This window comes from Pseudoalteromonas piratica (assembly GCF_000788395.1).
Taxonomy (GTDB): Bacteria; Pseudomonadota; Gammaproteobacteria; order Enterobacterales; family Alteromonadaceae; genus Pseudoalteromonas; species Pseudoalteromonas piratica.
On sequence record NZ_CP009889.1, the window covers coordinates 869,899 to 892,198 of the forward strand.

Sequence of the window (22,300 nt, forward strand, 5' to 3'; positions counted from 1 at the left end):
AGATTATTGACCAGCGCGTGCTAATGAAGCTTTAACAAACTCAGCCCAGTCACCTGTTGCACCTTCTTGGATTGCACCAACGTAACCTGCATTATCAAAGAATGAGTTAACTTCGCTCATATCTTTAGCAACCGTTGTTACTGCATTACCATCTTTATCCATCATTGCTGATTTAGTAGAAACGCCATCTGCTGCAAAGATGTTATCGAAGCTTACGAAGCCAATGTTTTGATTATTGCTACCTGCAGCGAACCATGCAGCCATATCAAAACCAGCTAAGTCACCTTCTAGTGCTGTGTTAACTTCTTCAAATTGAAGACCACATGCAAAGATTGCGCTTTCGAACTTGATGTCACCATTTTTAGCATTTGCATGAACACCTGCTGCGCCAGACTTATCTTTCTCATTGTATAAGTCTAAACATGCAGCGCCTGACTCAGTTGAAGAGTTAGCGAATAGGATGTTAGCCATGTGTGCTTTACCCCACTCTTTCATCTCCATACCCGCGCCAGTACGACGACCTTCTGCACCTTCTGAACCTGTACCAATTACAGTCGCATTTGCAATAATTGGGCTTGAAACTGTTGTTACTAGGCCTTGACCGTCAGCTGAAAGTGGATCTTTCTTCGCGCCATCTGTTTCGAAACCGTGGTTACCATATTGTTTTGAGTGAACAAGGATGTATTGACCCATACCTTTCCAACCCTCATCCCAGTCAACACCGTCATCACCCGTTTCAGTTACAACAATGTGCTTAATGTTTACAGAACCACCAAATAATTCGATACCATCATCAAAACCGTTGTGAACGTGAACATAATCAATTGTTGTACCTGAACCAACAGCATTTAGCGTTAGACCGTTTAGTTCATCACCTTCAACACCGTAACCTGCATACTTAATAACAATATGCTTTAAGATACCGCTGTTATCTTGTGGGTCGTTACCACCGTAGTATGAAACAATACCTTCAGCAGTGTGGTTACATAGGTCTTGTGATGCTGAATCAGCAGAACAACGGATTGAATGACCACGACCATTTACCTGAATACCACCCCAGTCACCGATTTGAGCAGTTGTTGCATCGTCACCATCTACTTCTGCAATTGAAGTGAAAACGATTGGTTTATCAACTTCACCGATTGCTTCAATGTTTGCACCACGTGCAATACGGATAAAGCTTTCAGGCTTTGTAAACGCAATGGTAGCGCCTGCTTCAATTGAAAGCGTAGGGCCATTATCATCGATTGTAGCGCCTGTTGACGTATCGACATCTTTACCGATGAATAATGCACCTTCAAATACGTGCGCACCGCCATTTTCAAGACGAGGAATAACGAAAGAGCTTGTGATATCTTTTGCGTTACTTGCGAAAGCTTGGCTATAAACACAGTTTACGCCTTCTGCTTCGCCTGTGAACTCAGCACCGTCTAGTGTGTAAGTTGCACATGAAATTTCTTCTACTGGTGTACCTGTGCTTGGGTTTGTTACAGAGTTGTCTACGCTGTTATCAATTGTTGTTGGTGTAATATTGATATCGCCACCGCCACAACCTGCAAGTGTTAATGCTGACGCAACCATGCTCACTTTAAATAAACCAGAAAGTTTCATTGTTTTCTCCGTTGATAGTTTTAAGCTTTTTCGCTTTTGTGTGCTTATGCACTAATTTAGAATTGCGTATACGTTAGAGGGTTTATGTGTCAAATGGGTTACACTTAATTAACGTGTCGATGACAGTTTCTTGTCAGATTTTTTAAAATAGTGAGTTTGAAGCTGTTGAATGGCTATTTTCGGAAGTTGCTGATTTACAATGAAATAAGGGACCATATAGGTCCCTTAGAGGTTGATTACAAATTTTATTTTATAAAACTATTACAGATACGCCTTGCTTAATGTGTCTTTATCAAGTTTTTCACGTTTCACATATTGCAACCATTGTTGAGCCAGTCGTTCTGCTTTTTTAAATTTCTTTGCTTGTTCAAAGGCTAATATAGACGCATCAAAGTTTTCTAAATTATATTGCGCCATACCAAGCGCAATATACGCATTAGATTCTTGCTTCAATCCACCTTTATCTAGGGCTTCACGTGCTGAATCAGCAGCTTCATCAAACAGTTCTAAATTAAGATAAACTTCTGCTAAGCGGCGATCATACTCACCATTTTCTGTTTGTTTTGCCGCAGCAATAAAATATGGCACTGCTTTTTTATCTTCTCGTGCTTGCATATAGGCTTCTGCTACAAAAATAAGGTTTTTCGCAGATTTCTCAATGTTGCCTTGCTCAAAACCTAGCTCCATTGCATTTGCTGCTTTGTATGCCAGACCCGAATACATATAGATTTGCGCAAGGTTTTTGAGTTTTGTACCGTCATTCAAAAAACCGCGTTGTTTTGCTGTTTCGATTAATGCAAGTTGTTTATTATCTTGACCAATTTCGCCATACATACCCGCTAGTTGCACCCAATATTCTGGCTTATCGAAACGTAGCACCATCTCTTCAAGCACGCGTACTACGTCTTTTGGTTTGTTTAATGAATAGTAAGAAGCACGCAGTAATACATACCAGTTTTCTTTAACATCTTTATTTTCAGCATCATGTAAATTAATTGCCGTATTAATAAATTGAACTGCACTTTTATAATCTTTGACCTGGTAACTCGCGTTTGCTTTTAATTCGTAATAATTTGCTTGAGGTGGTTTCGTATTGAGCGATTCCCACTGATTTAAATAACTAATTACTTGGTCAAACTGACCTTCCGCCATGGCAAGTTGTGCCAACGAGAATATGGTATTTAATTTTAAGCTTTCTGGGATTGGGTCTTGTTTTACGACGTTTTCAAAAGCAGCCATAGCGTCGCTAACACGATTTTCATTGTAATAAATAAAACCGTAAAAGTTATACATCATGGCTATTTCATAGCTGTTCATACTTGACGATTTTTTCTTAACGATATCAAGCGCTTCAATACCCGCTGCAACATCTCCATCATCAGCAAGTTTTTGGGCACGTGCCAATTGTGTGTACACTTTATTACGAAGTGCAGGTACACGCTTTGTTTTCACTTCTTCAGCCTGAACAGAAGCAAATTCGGTATTCAAAATTGCATCGCTTAGTGGTGCGCCAAATACACAGCTCACTAACGCAATACTAATTAAATTTCTTTTCAACATTGTAATTCAACCTAACTCTATTTATTTATACACACTTAACAGCGGTTAAAGTTCAGGTTTAAGGCAATGAAATCTTTCATTGCCTTAAACGATTAGCCATTAATTTGGAACGTAATCTTGTTTTGTACACCGGCTACTTCTACTGCTTCACCATTTACAACACGTGGTTTGTATTTAAACTTAAGTGCCGCATCCATGGCTGCACGGTTAAATATCTCTTCTGGTTCTGCCTGTATTACCCGAGGAGCAGACACAGTACCTGACTTAGTTACTGTAAATTCAACAATCACATAACCTTCAATACCACGGCTTAATGCTCGACGTGGATAAACGGGTGATACCTTAACAATTGGAAGGTATTCACCATCTCCAGAATCAAGTGCTAGGCCCGCTGCTAAATCAACATTGGTATCTACATTCGCAGAAAAATCAAAGTTACTAGCTGTTTGTGTTGTATCAGAACTACTCGCCTGTGGTGCCATTGGTGGTGGTGGCTCTTTTGGCTTCGGTGGCTTTTGCGGCTTACGTTCTTTCTTTTGTACCGACTCTTCCTGTTTGAGCCTTACAAAGTCTAAAACGTTACCTTGAACCGGTTCACTTGCCACACCATCACCACTTTGTATTAGCGCTTGCATGCCAAAAAATAACAATGCAGTAACTAAAATTGCGATTAAAGTGGAAATAAAATAACGCATGTCTACGCTTCCTGAGCCGCAATTGATACGTCAAATACACCTGCAGAACGCGCTGCATCCATCACCTTAATTAGGGTGTCAGTAGTGGCTTTTTTATCTGCCTGGATTACAACGCTACCCTGAGGATTTTCAGCATGTAAACGTTCAATGTTTGCTTGTACAGCACGAACATCTACTTGGCGTTTATTGATCCAAATTTCCCCTTTGTCAGAAATCGCAACTAAGATGTTGGCACGTTCTTTTTTAACTGCTGTTGCCGCTTCAGGACGGTTCACATCAATGCCTGCTTCTTTAACAAAAGTGGCTGTTACAATGAAGAAAATAAGCATGATAAATACAACATCCAACATTGGGGTCATATTGATCTCTTCGTTTTCTTCTTCTTGAAATACATTTGCTAATGGTGCTCTCATAACTAGCTCCTAAATTCTTAAAATTGGTGTTAGTGGTCTAAGACCAATTTATCGTCAAGCAACGCAACTTCACGCTTTGCTTTACGTTGTAAATACGTTGCGGCAAATACACCCGAAAGTGCACCAACCATACCCGCCATTGTTGGGATAGTTGCTTTAGATACACCCGATGCCATTGAGCGTGCACTGCCTGTACCTGTGATTGCCATTACATTAAATACCTCAATCATGCCGGTGACTGTGCCTAATAATCCAAGTAATGGACATAGAGCAACCAACATATTAATCATGGGTAAATTGTGATTAAGCTTTAAGCTAATACGCGAAATATTTGCTTGTTTAATTTGCTCCGCTTCCCAACTATTGCGTTCTTCGCGAGCAAACCAATTTGAAATTACTGATTGTTTATTCGAACGATATGTTGTGAAAACATATAAAAAACGTTCAATTACCAGTAACCACATAGCGCAAATTAGGATTCCGATCACCAGCAGCACAGAACCGCCGGTGTCTAGAAAATCACGTATCGCGTTGATGAAGTCCGCAAAGATAACCATCTTACTGCGCACCTTTCTCACTGCGCTCAGCAATAATGCCTGCGCTTTGCTCTTGTAAAATTACCAATAGGTTTTTAGAGCGAGTATTAAGCAGTGTGTAAATAAATACCGTAGGGATTGCAACAACAAGGCCTAACACTGTGGTTACAAGCGCTGTTGAAATACCGCCAGCCATTAGCTTCGGGTCACCAGTACCGAATAACGTAATTGCTTGGAAGGTATTAATCATACCGGTAACCGTACCAAGTAGACCTAATAACGGTGCTACAACTGAGATGATCTTAATTAGAGTTAGGTTACGTGTAATACGCGGCATTTCACGTAAAATGGCTTCAGAAAGTTTTAGCTCTAATGTGTCATAGGTCACATCAGGATACTGATCTTTTACTTTCATAACACGACCAAGCGGGTTGTCATCAGACGCCACATCAGTTTTAAGTTGACGCTTGATTTTACCGCCCATAATCATCAGTGATACAAAACGCTCTAACGCAATCAGTAAACCAACTAAACCAATAGCCAGAATGACATAACCTACCGCACCACCTTGGTGAACTTGCTCTTCAGTGCTTGGCGCCTGAACAAGTAAACCAAGAATTGAACCACCCGTTGGGTCCAGAGCAAAATCTACAAATCCAGAATTCGCAGATTGTAAATCCGCAGCGCTTGACTGAAAACGCGCAGCTGGTTGACGAGTTAATTCTGATAACGTGTTAGTAGTCGCGTTGTAATTTAAATATTTACCATCAGAAATTAAGTTAAATGAACCAACACGAACGACTTCTTTATTGACTTTTTCGCCGCCTGCAACGATAACGTCACGGTTAAAGCGAGATACTTTACCTTGTTCAGTCATTTCGCGTTGTAATTCGAACCACACTTTTTCAATATCTTCGATTGACGCGAGTTTTGAGCTCGAACCCATTTTTTGCGCGAGCTCACTTAAAAAAGCACCACGACCAGGTAATTCTGCTGAAACGTTCGACGTAATAAATTTGCTTTGTGTATCACCAGCAACTTGTTGTAATACACCGAACAATTCTTTTAATGAACCCATTCGTTTGTTTAGCGTTTCGCTCATGTTAGCTAATTTAATTTCATTTTCTTCGAATTGCGTTTCAAAGCGTGTTGAATCATTAATTAAGCCATCACGTGCATTAATTCGAGCACGTAGTAACGCTGCTTGTTGATTGTTTGCTTTTACAAACTCAGCTTCACGTTGTTGGTTTTCTTGTGATTGTTGGTAGTTACCTTGTTCTAACGTTTTAAGTAGTGAATCAAGATTTACAGGTTCTGCAGCAAAAGCATTTATTGTTAATAGTGTACTTGCAGCAACAACTGATTTTACAAATTTCTTTAATAACATAATGGCCTCGAATTAAACTGCTTTAACTGGCAGGGTTAGCATGTCTGGTGCAAGTTGCTTTTTAGCAATGCGAATCGCTTTATTGATTTGCGAGATATTGCTATCAGGAAGACGTTCAAAGTTACTCGCCTCGGTATTCCAAATACCTGCTTTTTTGCCATCTTTTGTTAAATAAATTAAATCGAGTCGACCAATGCGAAGAAAATCTACTTCACGTTCTTGACCATCAACATCGATAAGACCAGTGTAAGATTCAATAGTACGACCGTAATCAACTTCAATTTGATAAGCTTCAAGTACGCGACGGAATTTTTCACTAGATGCAACATCGGCACGGTCCATTAACTCTTTTAACGATGCTAAACGGTTAGCACGTTCCTTTGGAAGGAATGGCACATCTAAAGCTACAAACTGCTCAAGTGAAGTAATCATTTTTAACATTAACGGGGTAATTTGACGTTCAATAACAGATACCTGATCGATTGAAACGTTAATGTTTTCCATTTCTAACAGCTGATTAGCGATTTGTTTTTCTAATTGCTTGTTATAAATCGTTAAACCGTCAATTTCTTTATTAACTGTTTTAAATTGCTGCAAACGTCCTTGCATCGTGTCGGCAATTTTATCAATTTTAGTTTGTGATTTTTGTGCTGACTGATTAATTTTGCTAGCACTGTCAATCACAGGCTTAAGCTGTTCATTAGCGACCGCAGTTAGTGAACAACCCACTAAAGCAGTAACTAAAACCTTTCGACTAAACTTAGTTGTAAACATTTTATGTAACCCTATTAAATGATTGCGCATAGTCTAGAGATGCAAAATGACACAAGGGTTTCATAAACGTTTCATTTACATTACATAACAATAAAAATGAAACTTTAAGTTGATTAATGTTTATTTTTCAACGCATTAGATGCTAAAAATATTTTGGTTAAGATGATTTTTTAACCGAATTGTAACCACAGCTTTTCAATGACATGACAAAATGGTATTGCTGTTGTCATAATTGAAACGTATTGTTTCACTGTGCTAAAAAGTAAATTGAAGATAGAAGGTGTTATAGTTGCTACCGCCTTTAATCCTGCCAAACTGTTGTGCGGATTCAAAAATAGAAGAACGGTGGTGAATGCTGTAACCTAACCAGGTATTTTGTAATTTCGGTGAATTAAAGACATCACCTAAATTAATGTCTAACGAAAAATCTAAATAGTTCATCAATTCACTTGGACGATACCCTTTTCTTTCCATTTCGGAGCGTTCAATGTAGGTCACATTAGATACATAACTGAGACCTTCTGCGACACCAAAGCGAATTTTCCATGGAAGTGGCAACGTGTAATAGGCTTTAATCGCTACAACGTACTCTTGAATATTGGACTGTACTTCTGACTGCCAATGCCATGCGACACCTGGAGTGAGATAAATATCTAAAGGTAAGCCAAATAAATCATCTGTTAATGGATGACCATAAAATAACGAGGTTAATTGATTATTATAGGGATCTTTTACACTATCCCCCCGAAGAATGTCACCTATGTTGGAAGGTGTGGCAAATCCGTGGGCAACACGCCAATAGGCTTTATTATCAATGAGCTTGGGCACTTTATGTTTGTTATTAAAAAACGCAAAGCCCAAAAATAGTTCGTGGGAATAAGAATCATCAACTGCAAATGCGTGTTTAACATTGTTATCTAACGCGGTAATCGACGCAGAACCAAGCAAATACAAATTACTTACTAGGTGATAACGGCCTTCAGCTTTAACGGTTAAATCAGCACCAGCACCAATTCTTTCATTAGTAAGGTCATTAAGCGCATAATAATGACTATTAAATGATGCACTTTTATAACGTAAAGTCGTTGATAGATTTACATCCCAATCATTTTTATTGTAATTATACAAATAACCAAAATTAAGATAAGGGTTGCCCTCTAAGTCAGTCATCAATTCGCTAACCAGGTACTGCGAATTATCGAAGTTAAATTTGTATTGACCGCCAAAATCGAAGGTATCACCTTGTACTTGATTCTGATATTCAAAGGGAATATCAAAAAAACGCATGCGTGTGATCGCATTAAAATGATGATTACTTTGTGAGTGTAAATAAGCCCCCGCTTCTAATCCCTTAATATAGAAATGTTCATTTTTAAAAAACATCATAGGAACAAAGCTGCTGACTGTATCACCTTGTGTTGCAAATGGGATACTAGCGTGTCTTACCGTTGCACCGATGCCCCACTCTTTTTCTTTTTCAGCAGCATTCACACTAAAAGTTAAAACAGTTATGAGCGAGAAAGCAGATAAATTAAACCCATTAATGAATTGCATTGTTTCCTTCCTGCTGCGTTTGCTATTGGTGACTAATTTTTGTTTTTGTTAAACGAGACTTTATTATTGTTATCTCTATTTTCAAGCAAAAACTCGCGTGAGTAATCTGTGTTACTTGCTTTTGCTAATCTATCATATAGCACAACATTAACAGTGGCTGCTAAATTCATGCAACCTTTGGTCGGTATGTAAACTACGTCGTCACAATATTTCAGTACGTCTTTTCTAATAGAACCATCTTCAGGTCCAAGTACATATATGGCGTTATCAGGGTGAGTAAAATGTGGCAACGGCGTAGCACCATCGATTAACTCAACGGCAATTATTTTAGTATCGGACTTAACAAGTGTATTGATGTCAGTGAGTGCTGTAAGCGGAATTTCTTCCACTCGTTGCTTTGTATCAGTAGCAAATTTTTGTGCGTGACCATAACGATTACCAGTATAATGCACTTTCTCAACACCATAACACCCTGCGGCACGCATCACGCCACCAACATTTGTAGCACTCTTAGGGTTAATTAGAACAATCTCAGTGCGTGACATCAATCATGATCCTCTTTTGGCCAATCAGCGATATAATCTTCAAATAATTCCATATCAATTTGATTATCTTTCATCACGCGACCTTTAACACTAATTCCCATACGATGCATAACTGCTTTACTACCGTTATTTAATAGTGGGTGCCATGAAGCAAGGCCTCTGCCCTCATGTAATCGACGGTAACTGCAACTTGGTGGCATAAAGAAAATATCGTCAATATTATCTTTTGTTAATTTCACACAACTAGGTACGAGTGTTGTTCGTTGTTCATACTCAGTACAAAAGCATTTCTTGGTATCAAGATATCGACAGACAATAGCGGTATAAATTATTTCTTCACCCTCTCTGAGTACATCAGTACTCTCAAAGGTTTCATCTTGCTCGTCGCTGTCAATAAAGGTATGTAAGCAGCATTTGCCACAACCGTCACAAATTGCTTCCCACTCATCTTGGTTCATCTCAGCTAATGATTTTTTAAGCCAAAATTTATCTTCTAACATACTTGCCCCTAATTTCAAGGCCGATATTTTATGCTAGTTAATTGAGAAAAGCGAAATTATTAATGATAAGTAGCGGTGCCTTTTGTTAATTGACACCGCTATAAATAAGGTAAATTAAATTTTAGGATAACCAATTCGGTCAGATAAATAACCAACTGATGTGGCAAAGTAGTAAGAGCGGTTCCAATGCATTAACGCTTTATAATTGTCGTAAGCTAAATACATTCTACCGTTAATGTCATCTGGCATAACAAGTGCAGCGGTTATATCAACCTGTGGTAAATCTGAACCGTCGGTACGTCGAAGGCCAAGTGCTTGCCATGAAGCTAAATCACGTTCTGACTTTGACCAGTTATCTAGCCATTGTTTGCGTGTGCGTGTACCACGCTGCAAAATGTGCTGATTATTAAACTCTTGCGGAAGAACCACTTGGCGACCCCAAGTTAAATTATCATTCCAACCGGCTTTTTTTAAATAATTGGCAATTGATGCAAAGGCATCGTATTTATTTTGCCAAATGTCCTTTTTACCATCTCCATCGTAATCAACAGCGTATGCGTTAAACGATGTTGGCATAAACTGGGTTTGTCCCATTGCGCCAGCCCAAGAACCTTTAAAATGTTCAAGGCTTATATGCCCCTCTTCTAAAATGGTTAATGCGGCCCAAAGCTGACGCTTATACATGTCTTCGCGACGGCCATCATAAGCAAGTGTCACAACCGATGAGATTACAGGTGTTGAGCCTTGAATTTTACCAAAATTACTTTCAAGCCCCCACAGTGCCACGATAAAACGGGCTTGAACACCGTATTGCTCAGCAATTTTCTCGAGCACATCTTTATTTTCTTTATAAAGTTTACGCGCTCGGTCTATTTTCCATTTTGGTACGCGTTTAGGAAGGTACGTTTCGAGGGTTTCTTTTACTTCAGGCTGGTTTTTATCCGCTTTGATTACTTTCTTTTTAAATTTGATAGTAGCAAAGGCATCTTCAACAATTGATTTTTTATATCCCTTTTCAATTGCTTCAGCTTTTAAATCTGCAACATACTGATTAAATTTTGCTTGCTCTTCATCTGCAAAGGTAGAGACCGAAATAATACTTGCTGTGATTAGGGCGAGTTTTTTTAACACTATTGAGAAACTCCATTTTGTTTTTTAAATTCATCTAATAAATTTTCTTGCTTAGGAGGTAACTGAAGGTAAAACCCTTTTTCAGAAAGTTCTTGTTTTACTTTATCAAGATCAGCAACGCCTAATTTTTCTCGCTTGTCTAAATTTATTAGCATTACAAAAGTTGGTTGACCAAATGTTGCCATTAAAGGTTCCGGAACTTTTGAAAAATCATCTCTTTTTTCGACAAAAAGATAGGTATCAGCCTTTTTTTTACTTTTATATACTGCACTAAGCATTCAATCACCTTTTACTGCTTGCGAAACACTGCTTCACACTATACCATGGCATTAATTAAAAGTGAGATAAATTGCGCTCAAAGCAGCGAAATAAGCGAAAATAGATCACTAATTTTTATAATAATAATTGAGATTATGTCGGAACAAATTTTTGAATTAAAAGGGAACCTTTTTACTCTGTCTGTACTGCACTTATTTAAGAACGATATAGACGGCCTGTTAAGTCAATTGGATGAAAAAATTGCCCAAGTTCCCAAGTTTTTCTTTGGGGCCCCTATTGTAATCAATCTTCAGTCAGTTCCAAATGAACATGTTGATTTTGCAAAACTAAAGCAATCATTAATTGATTTACAATTAAACCCTGTCGGTATTTGTAATGGCACAGAAGAGCAAAATACTGCCGCTAAACTTCATAAGCTATCAATTTTAAGTTACAGCAAAGACCAAGCACCCAAAACAAAAGCACAAGCAGCTAACACATCCATTGTGGAAAAAGAGGTTTTTGTGCCAGCACAAATTATTAACGGTAATGTGCGTGGTGGTCAGCAGGTTTATGCAAAAAATCGTGATTTAATCATTACAGGCTCAGTAAGTCCTGGTGCTGAAGTTATTGCAGATGGCAATATCCATGTTTACGGTACACTAAGAGGCCGTGCAATTGCCGGTGCAAAAGGACAAGAATCTGTTATTTTCTGTCAAAAACTTAATGCCGAACTCGTTTCAATTAATGGTAATTATTGGTTAAGCGACTCACTACAAGGCGATTCTTGGGGCAATGCTGCTTGTATATCGTTAGAAAATGAATCATTAAAAATTTCAGCTTTGGTTTAAAGGATAAATTTCATGGCAAAAGTTATTGTTGTCACATCTGGTAAAGGCGGTGTGGGGAAAACTACATCTAGTGCTGCAATCGGTACTGGACTTGCCTTAAAGGGCTATAAAACCGTTATCATTGATTTTGATATTGGCTTGCGTAATCTCGATTTAATTATGGGTTGTGAACGCCGTGTAGTTTATGATTTCGTTAATGTAATCAACAACGAAGCAAATTTAAATCAAGCGCTTATTAAAGATAAACGTGTTGAAAAACTATTTATTTTACCTGCTTCTCAAACGCGTGATAAAGATGCGTTAACGAAAGAAGGTGTTGAAATCGTTCTGAATGAACTCAAAAAAGATTTCGACTTCATCATTTGCGACTCACCAGCAGGCATCGAAGCAGGTGCAATGATGGCACTTTATTTTGCAGACGAAGCAATCGTAACAACCAATCCTGAAGTTTCGTCGGTGCGCGATTCAGATCGTATTTTAGGTATTTTACAAAGCAAGTCTAAACGTGCTGAAGAAGGTCTTGAAAACGTAAGAGAACATTTATTACTTACGCGTTACAACCCTGAGCGAGTTGCATCCGGTGAAATGTTATCTGTGGAAGATGTGCAAGACATTCTTGCTATCGATCTGCTTGGCGTGATCCCTGAATCAAAAGCAGTATTAAATGCGTCTAACTCGGGTCAACCAGTGATACTCGATTCGGATTCTGATGCAGGAAAAGCGTATTCGGATGCAATTGATCGTTTACTTGGCGAGAAAGTTGATTTCCGCTTTTTGGAAGCTGAAAAGAAAGGCCTACTGAAACGGATATTTGGAGGTTAATGTGTCATTACTTGATTATTTTCGCTCACAAAAGAAAACCACCGCTAGTTTAGCGAAAGAACGTTTGCAGATCATTGTTGCACATGAACGTTCTAGCCGTGGTACACCTGATTACTTACCACAATTAAAACAAGATATTTTAGATGTGATCCGTAAGTATGTGGATATTCATCAAGACCAAGTTCAAGTTCAGCTCGAACAAAATGAAGATGATTTAGCTGTGCTTGAATTAAACGTCACATTACCTGATGAGAAATAAATAAAAAGCCTGCATTTGCAGGCTTTTTACTTTTAGTTGAACCATTGAGATAATTCATTTTTTACCAAATCTTTACGCCAAGAGGACATTAAGTCTGGTTTTAAATAACCCACAGTTTCACTCTTTTCTTTCCATTTCCAACTAATTAATTGATTCATTTGTTTTTTACTGGCAAGTACGTCAAGTGGAATATCATTTTTCTTGGCAACCGACTCAAGTTGGGCGCGCATTTCTTTCAATGATTTTTTATAGCCACTAAAATCAATTAAACGTTTAATTTTAGATGGGTAATCCTCTTCTCTTTTTTCAAGTGCAACTTTTACCAAGTGAATAAGCGTTTTGCCATAACGATTAATTAGTCCTTGGTCGCCTTCACAGACACGCTTTAACGCGCCAAAATGGGTAGGTTGTTGTTTTGCTATTTCAAATAAAATTGATTCTTTTACTATAAAATTAAGTGCCAAATTTTTCTCGCGAGCACGATTTAAGCGCCAAGATGCAAGTTGTTGCAACACGCATAATTGTTTTGGGTTAAGTTGCCATGCATTTTTGATATCGAGGTAGGCTAACTCAAGTGGTGTATCAAAAGCACGTTTTTGTGCAATCAATTCACTCTCACTGATTACAATCTCTTGCTTTTTCGAACATAGTTTTTCAATAATTAATTGGTAGCAGGGCATTAGATAATGAACATCGGCTGCAGCATAATCTAACTGCGCTTTCGTTAATGGTCTTTGCAACCAATTCGTACGCGATTCACTTTTATCTATTTGTTCATCAAGTAACATTTCAACCATGTTGGCAAAGCCAACGCAATTACGTTCTCCTAATAGACTTAACGCAAATTGTGTATCAAACAAAGGTTTTGGAATGCAATTACCATGGCGAGAAAAAACTTCTAAGTCTTCTGACGGTGAATGTAATACTTTAATAATTTGTGTATTTTCCATTAAGTCCCAAAAAGAAGATAAGTCTAAGTCTGCAGTTGGGTCAATTAAACAAATGGACTCGCCATCATAAACTTGTAATAACGCTAGTTCTGGATATAAGGTACGACGGCGCATGAATTCGGTATCAACTGCTAGAATAGGTTTCGTAGAGTAACGAGTTATAGCTGAATCAAGATCTTTTTGTTCTGTTATTAATGCGTATTGCACTGTTTTTCCTCATAAAAAAACCGGCTAATGCCGGTTTTTATTAATTTGGGTTAAACCCATTAACTTGCTTCTTTAAGTGCTCGTCTTAATATTTTACCTACATTCGTTTTTGGTAAATCCTCACGGAATTCAACAAACTTTGGCACTTTGTAATTGGTCAAGTTTTCACGACAATGCTGTATTATATCTTTTTCTGTCAATGTTTGGTCTTTTTTAACAACAAAAATCTTAACTTGTTCACCGCTTACATCATGAGGTACACCAACTGCAGCAACTTCAAGTACACCATCGTGCATTGCTACAACTTCTTCTACTTCATTCGGGAAAACATTAAAGCCAGAAACAATAATCATGTCTTTCTTACGATCAACGATGTAGAAGAAACCTTCTTCATCGTATTTCGCTACATCACCTGTCGCAAACCAACCGTCTTTTAAACAATCAGCTGTCGCATCAGGACGGTTGTAATAACCCTTCATTACTTGCGGGCCTTTCACCCACAATTCACCTGATTCACCAAGTTCAGCTTCTGTGCCATCTTCTTTAACAATTTTCAGTTCAGTACTCGGTGCGGGTAAACCAATTGAACCATTAAAACCGTCTAGGTCATATGGGCTCACAGTAACTAGTGGCGCACACTCAGTTAAGCCATAGCCTTCAACTAAACGAGAATCTGTTACTGTCTGCCACTTTTCGGCAACAGGACGTTGAACTGCCATACCACCGCCAAGCGAAATTTTAAGCGATGAAAAATCAAGCTCTGAGAAACCAGGTGAATTAAGCAATCCGTTAAATAGCGTATTCACGCCGGTCATTACAGTAAATTTTTTGCCTTTAAGCTCTTTAATGAAACCCTGCATATCACGTGGGTTTGTGATAAGTAAGTTATGGCCACCATATTTCATAAAGGTTAAGCAGTTAGCAGTTAATGCGAAGATATGGTATAGCGGTAACGCCGTAACAACCATTTCTTGACCCTTTTTAAGTAATGGGTCTAAGCAACCTGTAACTTGTTCCAAATTCGCAACCATGTTGCCATGAGTTAACATTGCGCCTTTAGAAACACCTGTTGTACCACCGGTATATTGTAAAAATGCGAGACAATCTTGTGTCAGTTCAGGACGTGTATACTGTGCAACATCACCCTGTTTCATTACTTCAGAGAAATCAATCACATTCGGTAATGTATAACCAGGTACCATTTTCTTAAGATGCTTAACAACAAAATTCACTAAGTGTTTTTTAACGCCACCTAGCATGTCACCAATTTCAGTTACAACAATATTTTTAACATTAGTTTGTGGCAGCGCTTCTTCTAATGTACGCGCAAAGTTCGCAAGAATAATAATTGTTGTTGTTTCAGAATCATTCAACTGATGCTCTAGTTCTCGTGTAGTGTAAAGCGGGTTTACATTTACAACTGTTGCGCCTGCGCGCAATGTACCGAGGATAGCGATCGGTGTTTGTAGCAAATTCGGCATCATAACAGCAACTTTGTCGCCCTTTTTAATGCCCAGTTGATTTTGTAAGTATGAAGCAAATCGTTTCGTTGCATCATCCATCTGCTGATATGTGAAAACTTTGCCCATGTTTTCAAAGGCTGGAAGCTGTGAATAATCTTGAAAGCTTTTTTCAAATAGTTCAAGCAGGGAGTCATAGTGCTGTGGATCTATTTCAGCAGGAACTCCCGCTGGGTAACGCTTCAACCAAATCTTTTCCACGATAGGCTCCTATAATTTATATTTATTGTTTGTGTTCAACTTAAACCTTAATTCATGTAAGGCGAATTAACAATTGAGTAAATACTCTAAAACGCTAATATTCACATATTTATTCACGTTATACAAACTTTTAAACAGTCTCGTTTACGTAAACGTCAATTATATTAGCAATGTGAGCGCTGTGCTCTAGATGACAATGGTGCCCGCCTAGTACTTCAACGCTTGTCAGGTTACCGAAATACTTCCCATATTTTTCAATACCTTGACTCACAAGTTTATACCCTTTATTGGCGTAAATTACGAGCATTGGTGTTGTAATGCGTTTACACATTTCAATGCATTGTGTTTCAGAAAATCTAAAGCCTGAGTGATGTTTTAACTTTGGATCTAAGTGTAATTTATAACCATTTGCGCATGGTGACACATTTCTTTTCATTAAAAGTGCTGCTATTTCATTGGAAAAATCACTCACAGCCATACGTGCCTGTACAACTTGCTCAAAATCTTTAAAAACACGCATGTTTTTTTCTTCAGTGCGATTCAAAATGGCGCGTTTTAATTGGGTTGTCACATCTGTTTCATTCGTTGTAACACACGCAATACCTTCGACTGCAACAACAGCCTTAACATGTTCAGGAAAACAAGCTGCAAATAGGTTTGCTACCATCGCCCCCATTGAGTGCCCAAGCAGTATTACTTGTTCATTGGGGGCTATTAACTGTTTTAAACGATAAACATCGTCAACATAATCGATAAAGTAATAATGCGCTTGTTGATTACGCCAATCTGATTTTCCATGACCAGGAAAGTCGAGTGCATACCAATCAAAATGTGACAGTTCAGACATTATCGGTAAAAAGGAGTTACTATTATCTTGCCAGCCATGAAGGGCAATCACTTTTACCGATTGGTTAGTAATTCTCTGACACGCTAGTTGCATACCATTAATTTCATAAACTGTTTCGAACTGTTGTTTTTGCACTTAAATTCACCGATAAAAATGTTATTTAACGAATAAATACGTTATGTTTGTCGCCAAAATAACATAGAACACAAGCACACATGAAAAAATCTTTAATTGCAGCCTCAGTGTTTTTATCAACCTCTGCAGTTGCGAATATTGACGCCCCAAAAAATATCATTTACATGATTGGTGACGGAATGGGGCCAGCGTATACCACTGCATATCGTTATTACATGGATAACCCAAACACCAAAACTGTAGAACCAACAATTTTTGATGAACTTTTTGTCGGTTTAGCTCGCACCAGCCCCGACGATGATACAGTAGTGACTGACAGCGCAGCTGGTGCTACTGCACTTTCGACAGCAACAAAAAGTTATAATGGTGCGATTGCAGTTGACCCGCAAAAAGCACCACTTACAACCATGCTACAAATAGCAAAATCAAAAGGTTTTACAACGGCGCTTGTAGCAACGTCTCAAATCAACCATGCAACACCTGCGAGTTTTGCAGCACATAATGAATACCGTCGAAATTACAATGAAATTGCTGATGATTACATTGATGTTAAAGTGAATGGGCAATTGGCTGTTGATTTACTGCTTGGAGGTGGCTATCAGTATTTCATTCGCGAAGATAGAAATTTAATTAATGAGTTTAAAGAGGCTGGCTATGTTTATCAGGATGATTTTGACAAATTAAAATCGATTGAGACATTACCTGCTATTGGGTTATTTAAAGAAACCGCATTTGCTTATGCAATTGACCAATACCCAAATCGACTTAGCGAAATGACAGAAAAGACACTTTCTTTACTGGATAAAAACAAAGATAAGGGCTTCTTTGTTATGCTTGAAGGCTCGCAAATTGACTGGTGTGGTCATGCAAATGATATTGCGTGTGCGATGGCAGAAATGAAAGATTTCGCTAATGCAATTGAAAAAGCCAAATTCTATGTAGACAACAACCCTGAAACATTATTAGTGGTCACGGCAGATCATAGTACCGGCGGGCTTACACTTGGTGCCAACGGTCATTATTCTTGGCACACTGATGTAATTAAAGGTGTTAAAGCAAGTGTTTCAAAAATTGCTAAAGCTCTTATTAACACAAATAACGTGAGTGAAACTTGGCAGGCTAAAACGGCGATCTCTTTAAATAAAGCTGAAGTATCAACCTTGGTCGATAAGGTTGAAGATGCAAAACGTGATAAGTCTGAAGAAGAAACTAAAAAAGAAAACCTTGTAGCGCATATTAATCAATTGATAAACGATAAATCTAACACAGGGTGGACAACTTCTGGTCATACTGCGATTGATGTTCCAATACTTGCTTATGGTAGCGGTTCAGAAGCTTTTAAAGGTCACTTTGATAATACTGAAATAGCTAGTAAGTTAATCAACTATATTAAGAAATAAAAAAGGGGCATTATTTGCCCCTTTTTTATTCTCTTCCCGGTAGTTTTTTCCAGGTTACAGTATCACGTACATACACAGGTTGTGCGTCTTGCGCTTGAACCGTATTGTTTTTAGTAAGCTCTTTTTCTGCTATTTTTGCCATATATTTGGCATTAGGTAAGGTAATGTTATCCGCTATAGTATGCTTTTCATTTGTGAACTGCGTTTTATAGGTTTGACAACCTGTCCCAACTATAACCGCTTTCACTTCTGGTAATGTCACCTCTTCAGGCTTGAGCACTCGTTCTTCGCTTGTAAACTCAGCTAAGTTATCTTCACCACGCTTGAATTCTGCGTAATAAATTTCGCCCATACGGGCATCAATGGTTGATATAACATACTCGGCATCACTGGTATCAAACGCTTGTTGCGCCATAATTTGTAAATTTGAAATGCCAATAACTGGTAAATTAGCCGAATAAGCTAAACCTTGGGTAACAGAAACCCCTACTCGAACACCAGTAAAGCTGCCAGGCCCACGACCAAAAGCAATTGCGTCAAGCGCATTTAATGAAAGTGACGCTTTTTGTAACGCTGAGTCAATTAACGGTAACATTTTTTGACTATGTTGTTGAGGACACACTTCAAAATGTGCATTATCTAAATCATTACTTAACGCGACCGATAGTGCTTCAGTAGCGGCATCTAATAAAAGTATTTTTGTCATAAGTTATTTAATTGCTTCTAAAAATTTTGATGCTTGTGCTAAATCTCGAGTGCGCATCATTTTAGGTAAACTGGCTAAAAATATTCTACCATATTCACGTGTAACAAGGCGATTATCACAAATAACTAACACACCTTTGTCTTTTTTATCGCGTATTAAACGACCAACACCTTGTTTTAATGCGATAACTGCGCTTGGTAATTGTAACGAATAGAAAGGGTCTTGCCCTTGTCCACTATGCGATTTCATTTTAGCTTGAAGTAATGGGTCATCCGGTGCTGCAAATGGCAATTTATCGATAATCACACAAGATAAAGCATCTCCCCGCACATCAACCCCCTCCCAGAAAGAAGCAGTACCAAGTAAAACAGAGTTACCATGCATAACAAACTTCTCAAGTAATATGCGTTTTGAAGCCTGCCCCTGGACGAGAAGTGGGTATTCAACACTGTGTGATAAGCCGTCTGCAACCAGGTTTAACATACGGTAACTGGTGAATAAGATAAAGCAGCGCCCTTTCGCTGCTTTGATCATTTGCTTAGCAATACTGACGATTGAGAATCCCATTTCTGATTTGCTAGGCTCTGGAAGATAACGAGGTATGCACAACATAGCTTGATTTTCATAATCAAAGGGGCTGTCATAAACTTCCATAATATCTGTGTTGAGACCCAGATCCTTAGCAAAATGAGTCAAGTCACCATTTACAGCTAATGTTGCAGAAGTAAAAATCCAACTGGAAGTCGCATTATCAACCAATGCTCTAAAACGTTCCGACACATTCAAAGGCGTGATACTAAAAGTTAAATGACGTTTGGTGGTTTCAAACCAAAAACTGAAGCCGGGTTTTTGCGCTTCATACATGGTTTCTAATTGCCCTTTCAAGCTTGCAGTGCGTTCGAAAAGTTTTTCTATTTTTTCACTGCGTTCTAAACACAATTTGAGCACTTGATAAAGGAAGCTGATATCATTTATTACACGCTCAATAGCTCGATAAACGTTTGCTTGTTTAATCATTTGTTGCCAATCGCCACGTTGACTCTCGTTTGGAAATTGTAAACGCAGATCCCATACCGCGGTTTCCAATTTATCAAGTGTTTTTCCGAGTTGAATCATGTCGAATAACTCTGAACGGTAGACAAGACGAATATCCCTCACAAGCTCAATGACCATTCGCGTGCTTACTCGGCTTGCAAAATATTCAGAGGCGATATTAGGTAATTGATGGGCCTCATCAAAAATATAACAATTTACATTGGGAATAATCTCACCAAAGCCTGACTCTTTCACCACAGCGTCTGCTAGGAATAGATGATGATTTACCACCACTAAATCAGATTCAATGGCATTTATACGCGCTTTTCTGACAAAACAATCCTGGAAGGCAGGACAGTCCTTGCCTAGGCAATTGTCTGATGTTGACGTAACGTAAGGAAGCACTTTTGCGTCTTCTTCTATACCACTGCAATCAGCCATATCCCCTGAACGGGTTTCACCAGAAAATTTAGCGACCATCGCCAATTGATGCATGACATCCGGATCATCAACGGGTACATGAGTAACATGTTGGTTTAATCGCTCAATACATAAATAATTAGACCGCCCTTTTAATAAGGCTATCTTCTTACCTTTGCCAAGTATTTTTTTGAGAGCCGGCAAATCTCTGTGAAAAAGTTGTTCTTGCAAAGCTTTTGAACCGGTCGATACCATTACTTTTTTGTCTGAAAGTAAGGCCGGTACTAAATAAGCAAAGGTTTTACCTGTGCCAGTTCCAGCTTCAACAATTGCTTGTTTATCCTGTTTAATGGCGTTTGCAACGGATTTTGCCATATCAATTTGAGGTTTTCGTGGTGAATAACCATTGATTGCCAACGCAAAAGGACCAGATTGACCAAACAAGGAATCGATATTGTTCATTAACAAGCTACAGAATTTGTGATGGCTGGCAGTTTATCGAGATTAGATAAGTACAACAAGTGTGAATTAACACAATGTAAATGAAGCATAATGTGATTATGCTTCAATAAATTTATTTAAGACTTATATTAAATTAGTGTGTGTCTGAAACTAGGGTGTAAGCAAAAATAAGTGTCGCGATAATGACTGAAATATAATACCAAAACATGGGGGACTCCACTTGTTAAAGATGTTTTGATTTTATTTAATATTGCATGAATAGTGGCTTAACTAATCAATTTGCCACTGAAAGCGTTTTAAATTGACCTTTTCATTTTTAAATTCAACACCCTCTTCTTGTAGCCGTAATTTTTGTTCAAGGTATTTGTCACTCTTTTGCGGAAAGCTAATTTTACCTTGTGAATTAATTACTCTAAACCAGGGAATCTGACTGTTATTAGGCAAATTTTTTAATGTAGTACCAACAAATCGTGCATATCCTCTTAAACTCGCCATCTCTGCAACATTGCCATAAGTAGTGACCTTACCATAGGGAATAGAAGCGATAATCAAAAAGATTGCTTCACGTTTTTCTTCATTTGTCATGATATAACCCTTTTAGACCTTGCCAGATTGCGGTTGCTACAGGTCCATAAAAACTACTATTACTGCGAAATGCCCTAAGCTCCGAACGAAATTGGTCTTCACCATCAATTAGGTCTATTTGTACTAATTCACCTGATGCAAGTTCATCACTACAAAAATGTTTTGCCGCTAACCCCCACCCTACGCCTTGTAATAACATTGAACGTAACGTTGCCAATTCTTCAACCATGACCACTTGCGAACCTTTTGCGAACGATAATTTATCATCATCAAAAGGTAACTCACTGGGTTTTAAAGTTAAACTGGGTATTTGGTCTAATTCACTGCTTAACAGAGCTGATTTTTTATTGGGCAAAATTTTTGGTGAAGCAACTAAAATGACTTCTATCGGCTTTAGTTCAATACTTTGAAAATCCCCTGATGCATGGAATATATCAAACCAAGGGCCGATACCTATATCCACTTCTCCCTTTGCAAGTTTTTCGATGGCCTTAAAGCGTGATCCACCAAGAATTTCAAATTGAGTTGATGGGAATTGTTGAATGATTTTACCAAGCAATTGATTTATTCGCGCATCGCCACCAAGTTGTTCATAAGCAATGCAAATTTTGGGTTCATAGCCTAGTGCTAATGTTGAACTTATTTTACTGAGCTCATCACAACTGGTTAGTACTCGTTTTGCTTGCTTATAAAATCGTTCACCTGCTTGTGTTAATTTTAATCGATACCCAGTGCGGTCAATTAATGTAAAGCCAACCTCTTCTTCTAATTTTTGCATTGCCATAGTGAGTGCAGGTTGCGTTTTATGACATTTCTCAGCAGCCTGTTTTAAACTCGTAGAGGTAACAATCGCATCCAAAATAGTTAACTGGGTTATCTTCATAAATTATACTTATAAAGTTGGAAATATTTAATAAATATTATTTTATAAGACAA

At 38.2% G+C, this 22,300-nt stretch carries 23 protein-coding genes; 4 read left to right on the forward strand and 19 right to left on the reverse strand.

The genetic code is table 11. The annotated features are described in order from the left end of the window. Positions 1-3 precede the first annotated feature (3 nt). From OM33_RS18665 to OM33_RS18720, 12 genes are all read right to left on the reverse strand, one after another. The gene (locus OM33_RS18665; RefSeq protein ID WP_040135870.1) at positions 4-1,611 is read right to left on the reverse strand and encodes a hypothetical protein; all 1,608 of its coding nucleotides are present in this window, start codon (positions 1,609-1,611) and stop codon (positions 4-6) included. A gap of 261 nt (positions 1,612-1,872) precedes the next feature. Then, the gene (locus OM33_RS18670) at positions 1,873-3,171 is read right to left on the reverse strand and encodes a tetratricopeptide repeat protein (protein WP_199922549.1); all 1,299 of its coding nucleotides are present in this window, start codon (positions 3,169-3,171) and stop codon (positions 1,873-1,875) included. A gap of 92 nt (positions 3,172-3,263) precedes the next feature. Beyond that, positions 3,264-3,866 (reverse strand): energy transducer TonB, encoded by a 603-nt coding sequence (locus tag OM33_RS18675; protein WP_040135874.1) that lies wholly within the window; start codon positions 3,864-3,866, stop codon positions 3,264-3,266. Positions 3,867-3,868: 2 nt separating this feature from the next. Continuing rightward, positions 3,869-4,279: an ExbD/TolR family protein gene (locus OM33_RS18680; protein WP_040135876.1), complete on the reverse strand. Its 411-nt coding sequence runs from the start codon at positions 4,277-4,279 to the stop codon at positions 3,869-3,871. 29 nt (positions 4,280-4,308) lie between these two features. Next, positions 4,309-4,836, reverse strand: a complete 528-nt coding sequence (locus OM33_RS18685; protein ID WP_040135878.1) for a MotA/TolQ/ExbB proton channel family protein — start codon at positions 4,834-4,836, stop codon at positions 4,309-4,311. A gap of 1 nt (position 4,837) precedes the next feature. After that, on the reverse strand, positions 4,838-6,202 hold the full coding sequence (locus tag OM33_RS18690) for a MotA/TolQ/ExbB proton channel family protein (RefSeq protein ID WP_040135880.1): 1,365 nt from the start codon (positions 6,200-6,202) through the stop codon (positions 4,838-4,840). A 12-nt stretch (positions 6,203-6,214) separates the two neighbouring features. Beyond that, positions 6,215-6,976: a DUF3450 domain-containing protein gene (locus OM33_RS18695; protein WP_040135882.1), complete on the reverse strand. Its 762-nt coding sequence runs from the start codon at positions 6,974-6,976 to the stop codon at positions 6,215-6,217. A gap of 255 nt (positions 6,977-7,231) precedes the next feature. Continuing rightward, entirely contained in the window at positions 7,232-8,530 is a 1,299-nt protein-coding gene (locus OM33_RS18700; protein ID WP_040135884.1) for a MipA/OmpV family protein, read from the reverse strand. Positions 8,531-8,562: 32 nt separating this feature from the next. Continuing rightward, positions 8,563-9,075: an RNA methyltransferase gene (locus tag OM33_RS18705; protein WP_040135886.1), complete on the reverse strand. Its 513-nt coding sequence runs from the start codon at positions 9,073-9,075 to the stop codon at positions 8,563-8,565. Continuing rightward, the gene (locus OM33_RS18710; RefSeq protein ID WP_040135888.1) at positions 9,075-9,575 is read right to left on the reverse strand and encodes a YcgN family cysteine cluster protein; all 501 of its coding nucleotides are present in this window, start codon (positions 9,573-9,575) and stop codon (positions 9,075-9,077) included. Before OM33_RS18710 ends, OM33_RS18705 begins: the two co-directional genes overlap by 1 nt. A 114-nt stretch (positions 9,576-9,689) precedes the next feature. Next, positions 9,690-10,673, reverse strand: a complete 984-nt coding sequence (locus OM33_RS18715; RefSeq protein WP_407681058.1) for a lytic murein transglycosylase — start codon at positions 10,671-10,673, stop codon at positions 9,690-9,692. 32 nt (positions 10,674-10,705) lie between these two features. Further along, positions 10,706-10,984: a YcgL domain-containing protein gene (locus tag OM33_RS18720; RefSeq protein ID WP_040135893.1), complete on the reverse strand. Its 279-nt coding sequence runs from the start codon at positions 10,982-10,984 to the stop codon at positions 10,706-10,708. A 135-nt stretch (positions 10,985-11,119) separates the two neighbouring features. Between OM33_RS18720 and minC the strand changes: the two genes are divergently transcribed. The 3 genes from minC to minE are packed head-to-tail and all read left to right on the forward strand — an operon-like array spanning position 11,120 to position 12,896. Beyond that, positions 11,120-11,815, forward strand: coding sequence for a septum site-determining protein MinC (minC, locus tag OM33_RS18725; protein ID WP_040136988.1), 696 nt, complete (start codon positions 11,120-11,122; stop codon positions 11,813-11,815). 12 nt (positions 11,816-11,827) lie between these two features. Further along, entirely contained in the window at positions 11,828-12,637 is an 810-nt protein-coding gene (gene minD / locus OM33_RS18730; RefSeq protein ID WP_040135895.1) for a septum site-determining protein MinD, read from the forward strand. A 1-nt stretch (position 12,638) separates the two neighbouring features. Next, the gene (gene minE / locus OM33_RS18735) at positions 12,639-12,896 is read left to right on the forward strand and encodes a cell division topological specificity factor MinE (RefSeq protein ID WP_040135896.1); all 258 of its coding nucleotides are present in this window, start codon (positions 12,639-12,641) and stop codon (positions 12,894-12,896) included. A gap of 32 nt (positions 12,897-12,928) precedes the next feature. Here minE and rnd read toward each other — a convergent pair whose 3' ends face one another. The 3 genes from rnd to OM33_RS18750 all read right to left on the reverse strand — a co-directional run bounded on the left by rnd (position 12,929) and on the right by OM33_RS18750 (position 16,756). Next, positions 12,929-14,053, reverse strand: coding sequence for a ribonuclease D (gene rnd, locus OM33_RS18740; RefSeq protein WP_040135898.1), 1,125 nt, complete (start codon positions 14,051-14,053; stop codon positions 12,929-12,931). 59 nt (positions 14,054-14,112) lie between these two features. Next, a complete protein-coding gene (fadD, locus tag OM33_RS18745) occupies positions 14,113-15,774 on the reverse strand; it encodes a long-chain-fatty-acid--CoA ligase FadD (RefSeq protein ID WP_040135900.1) in 1,662 nt (553 codons plus the stop codon). A gap of 130 nt (positions 15,775-15,904) precedes the next feature. Beyond that, positions 15,905-16,756, reverse strand: a complete 852-nt coding sequence (locus OM33_RS18750) for an alpha/beta fold hydrolase (RefSeq protein WP_052141180.1) — start codon at positions 16,754-16,756, stop codon at positions 15,905-15,907. Between the two features lie 80 nt (positions 16,757-16,836). Between OM33_RS18750 and OM33_RS18755 the strand changes: the two genes are divergently transcribed. Next, the gene (locus OM33_RS18755; RefSeq protein WP_040135901.1) at positions 16,837-18,156 is read left to right on the forward strand and encodes an alkaline phosphatase; all 1,320 of its coding nucleotides are present in this window, start codon (positions 16,837-16,839) and stop codon (positions 18,154-18,156) included. Positions 18,157-18,181: 25 nt separating this feature from the next. Here OM33_RS18755 and tsaB read toward each other — a convergent pair whose 3' ends face one another. The 4 genes from tsaB to OM33_RS18775 form a co-directional block, all read right to left on the reverse strand. Beyond that, the gene (gene tsaB, locus OM33_RS18760) at positions 18,182-18,862 is read right to left on the reverse strand and encodes a tRNA (adenosine(37)-N6)-threonylcarbamoyltransferase complex dimerization subunit type 1 TsaB (RefSeq protein ID WP_040135903.1); all 681 of its coding nucleotides are present in this window, start codon (positions 18,860-18,862) and stop codon (positions 18,182-18,184) included. A gap of 3 nt (positions 18,863-18,865) precedes the next feature. Beyond that, on the reverse strand, positions 18,866-20,779 hold the full coding sequence (locus OM33_RS18765; protein WP_040135905.1) for an ATP-dependent DNA helicase: 1,914 nt from the start codon (positions 20,777-20,779) through the stop codon (positions 18,866-18,868). Positions 20,780-21,049: 270 nt separating this feature from the next. Then, entirely contained in the window at positions 21,050-21,364 is a 315-nt protein-coding gene (locus OM33_RS18770; protein ID WP_040135907.1) for an MGMT family protein, read from the reverse strand. Then, positions 21,354-22,247, reverse strand: coding sequence for a LysR family transcriptional regulator (locus OM33_RS18775; protein ID WP_040135909.1), 894 nt, complete (start codon positions 22,245-22,247; stop codon positions 21,354-21,356). The genes OM33_RS18770 and OM33_RS18775 overlap by 11 nt, the downstream gene beginning before the upstream one ends. Between the last annotated feature and the right edge of the window lie 53 nt (positions 22,248-22,300).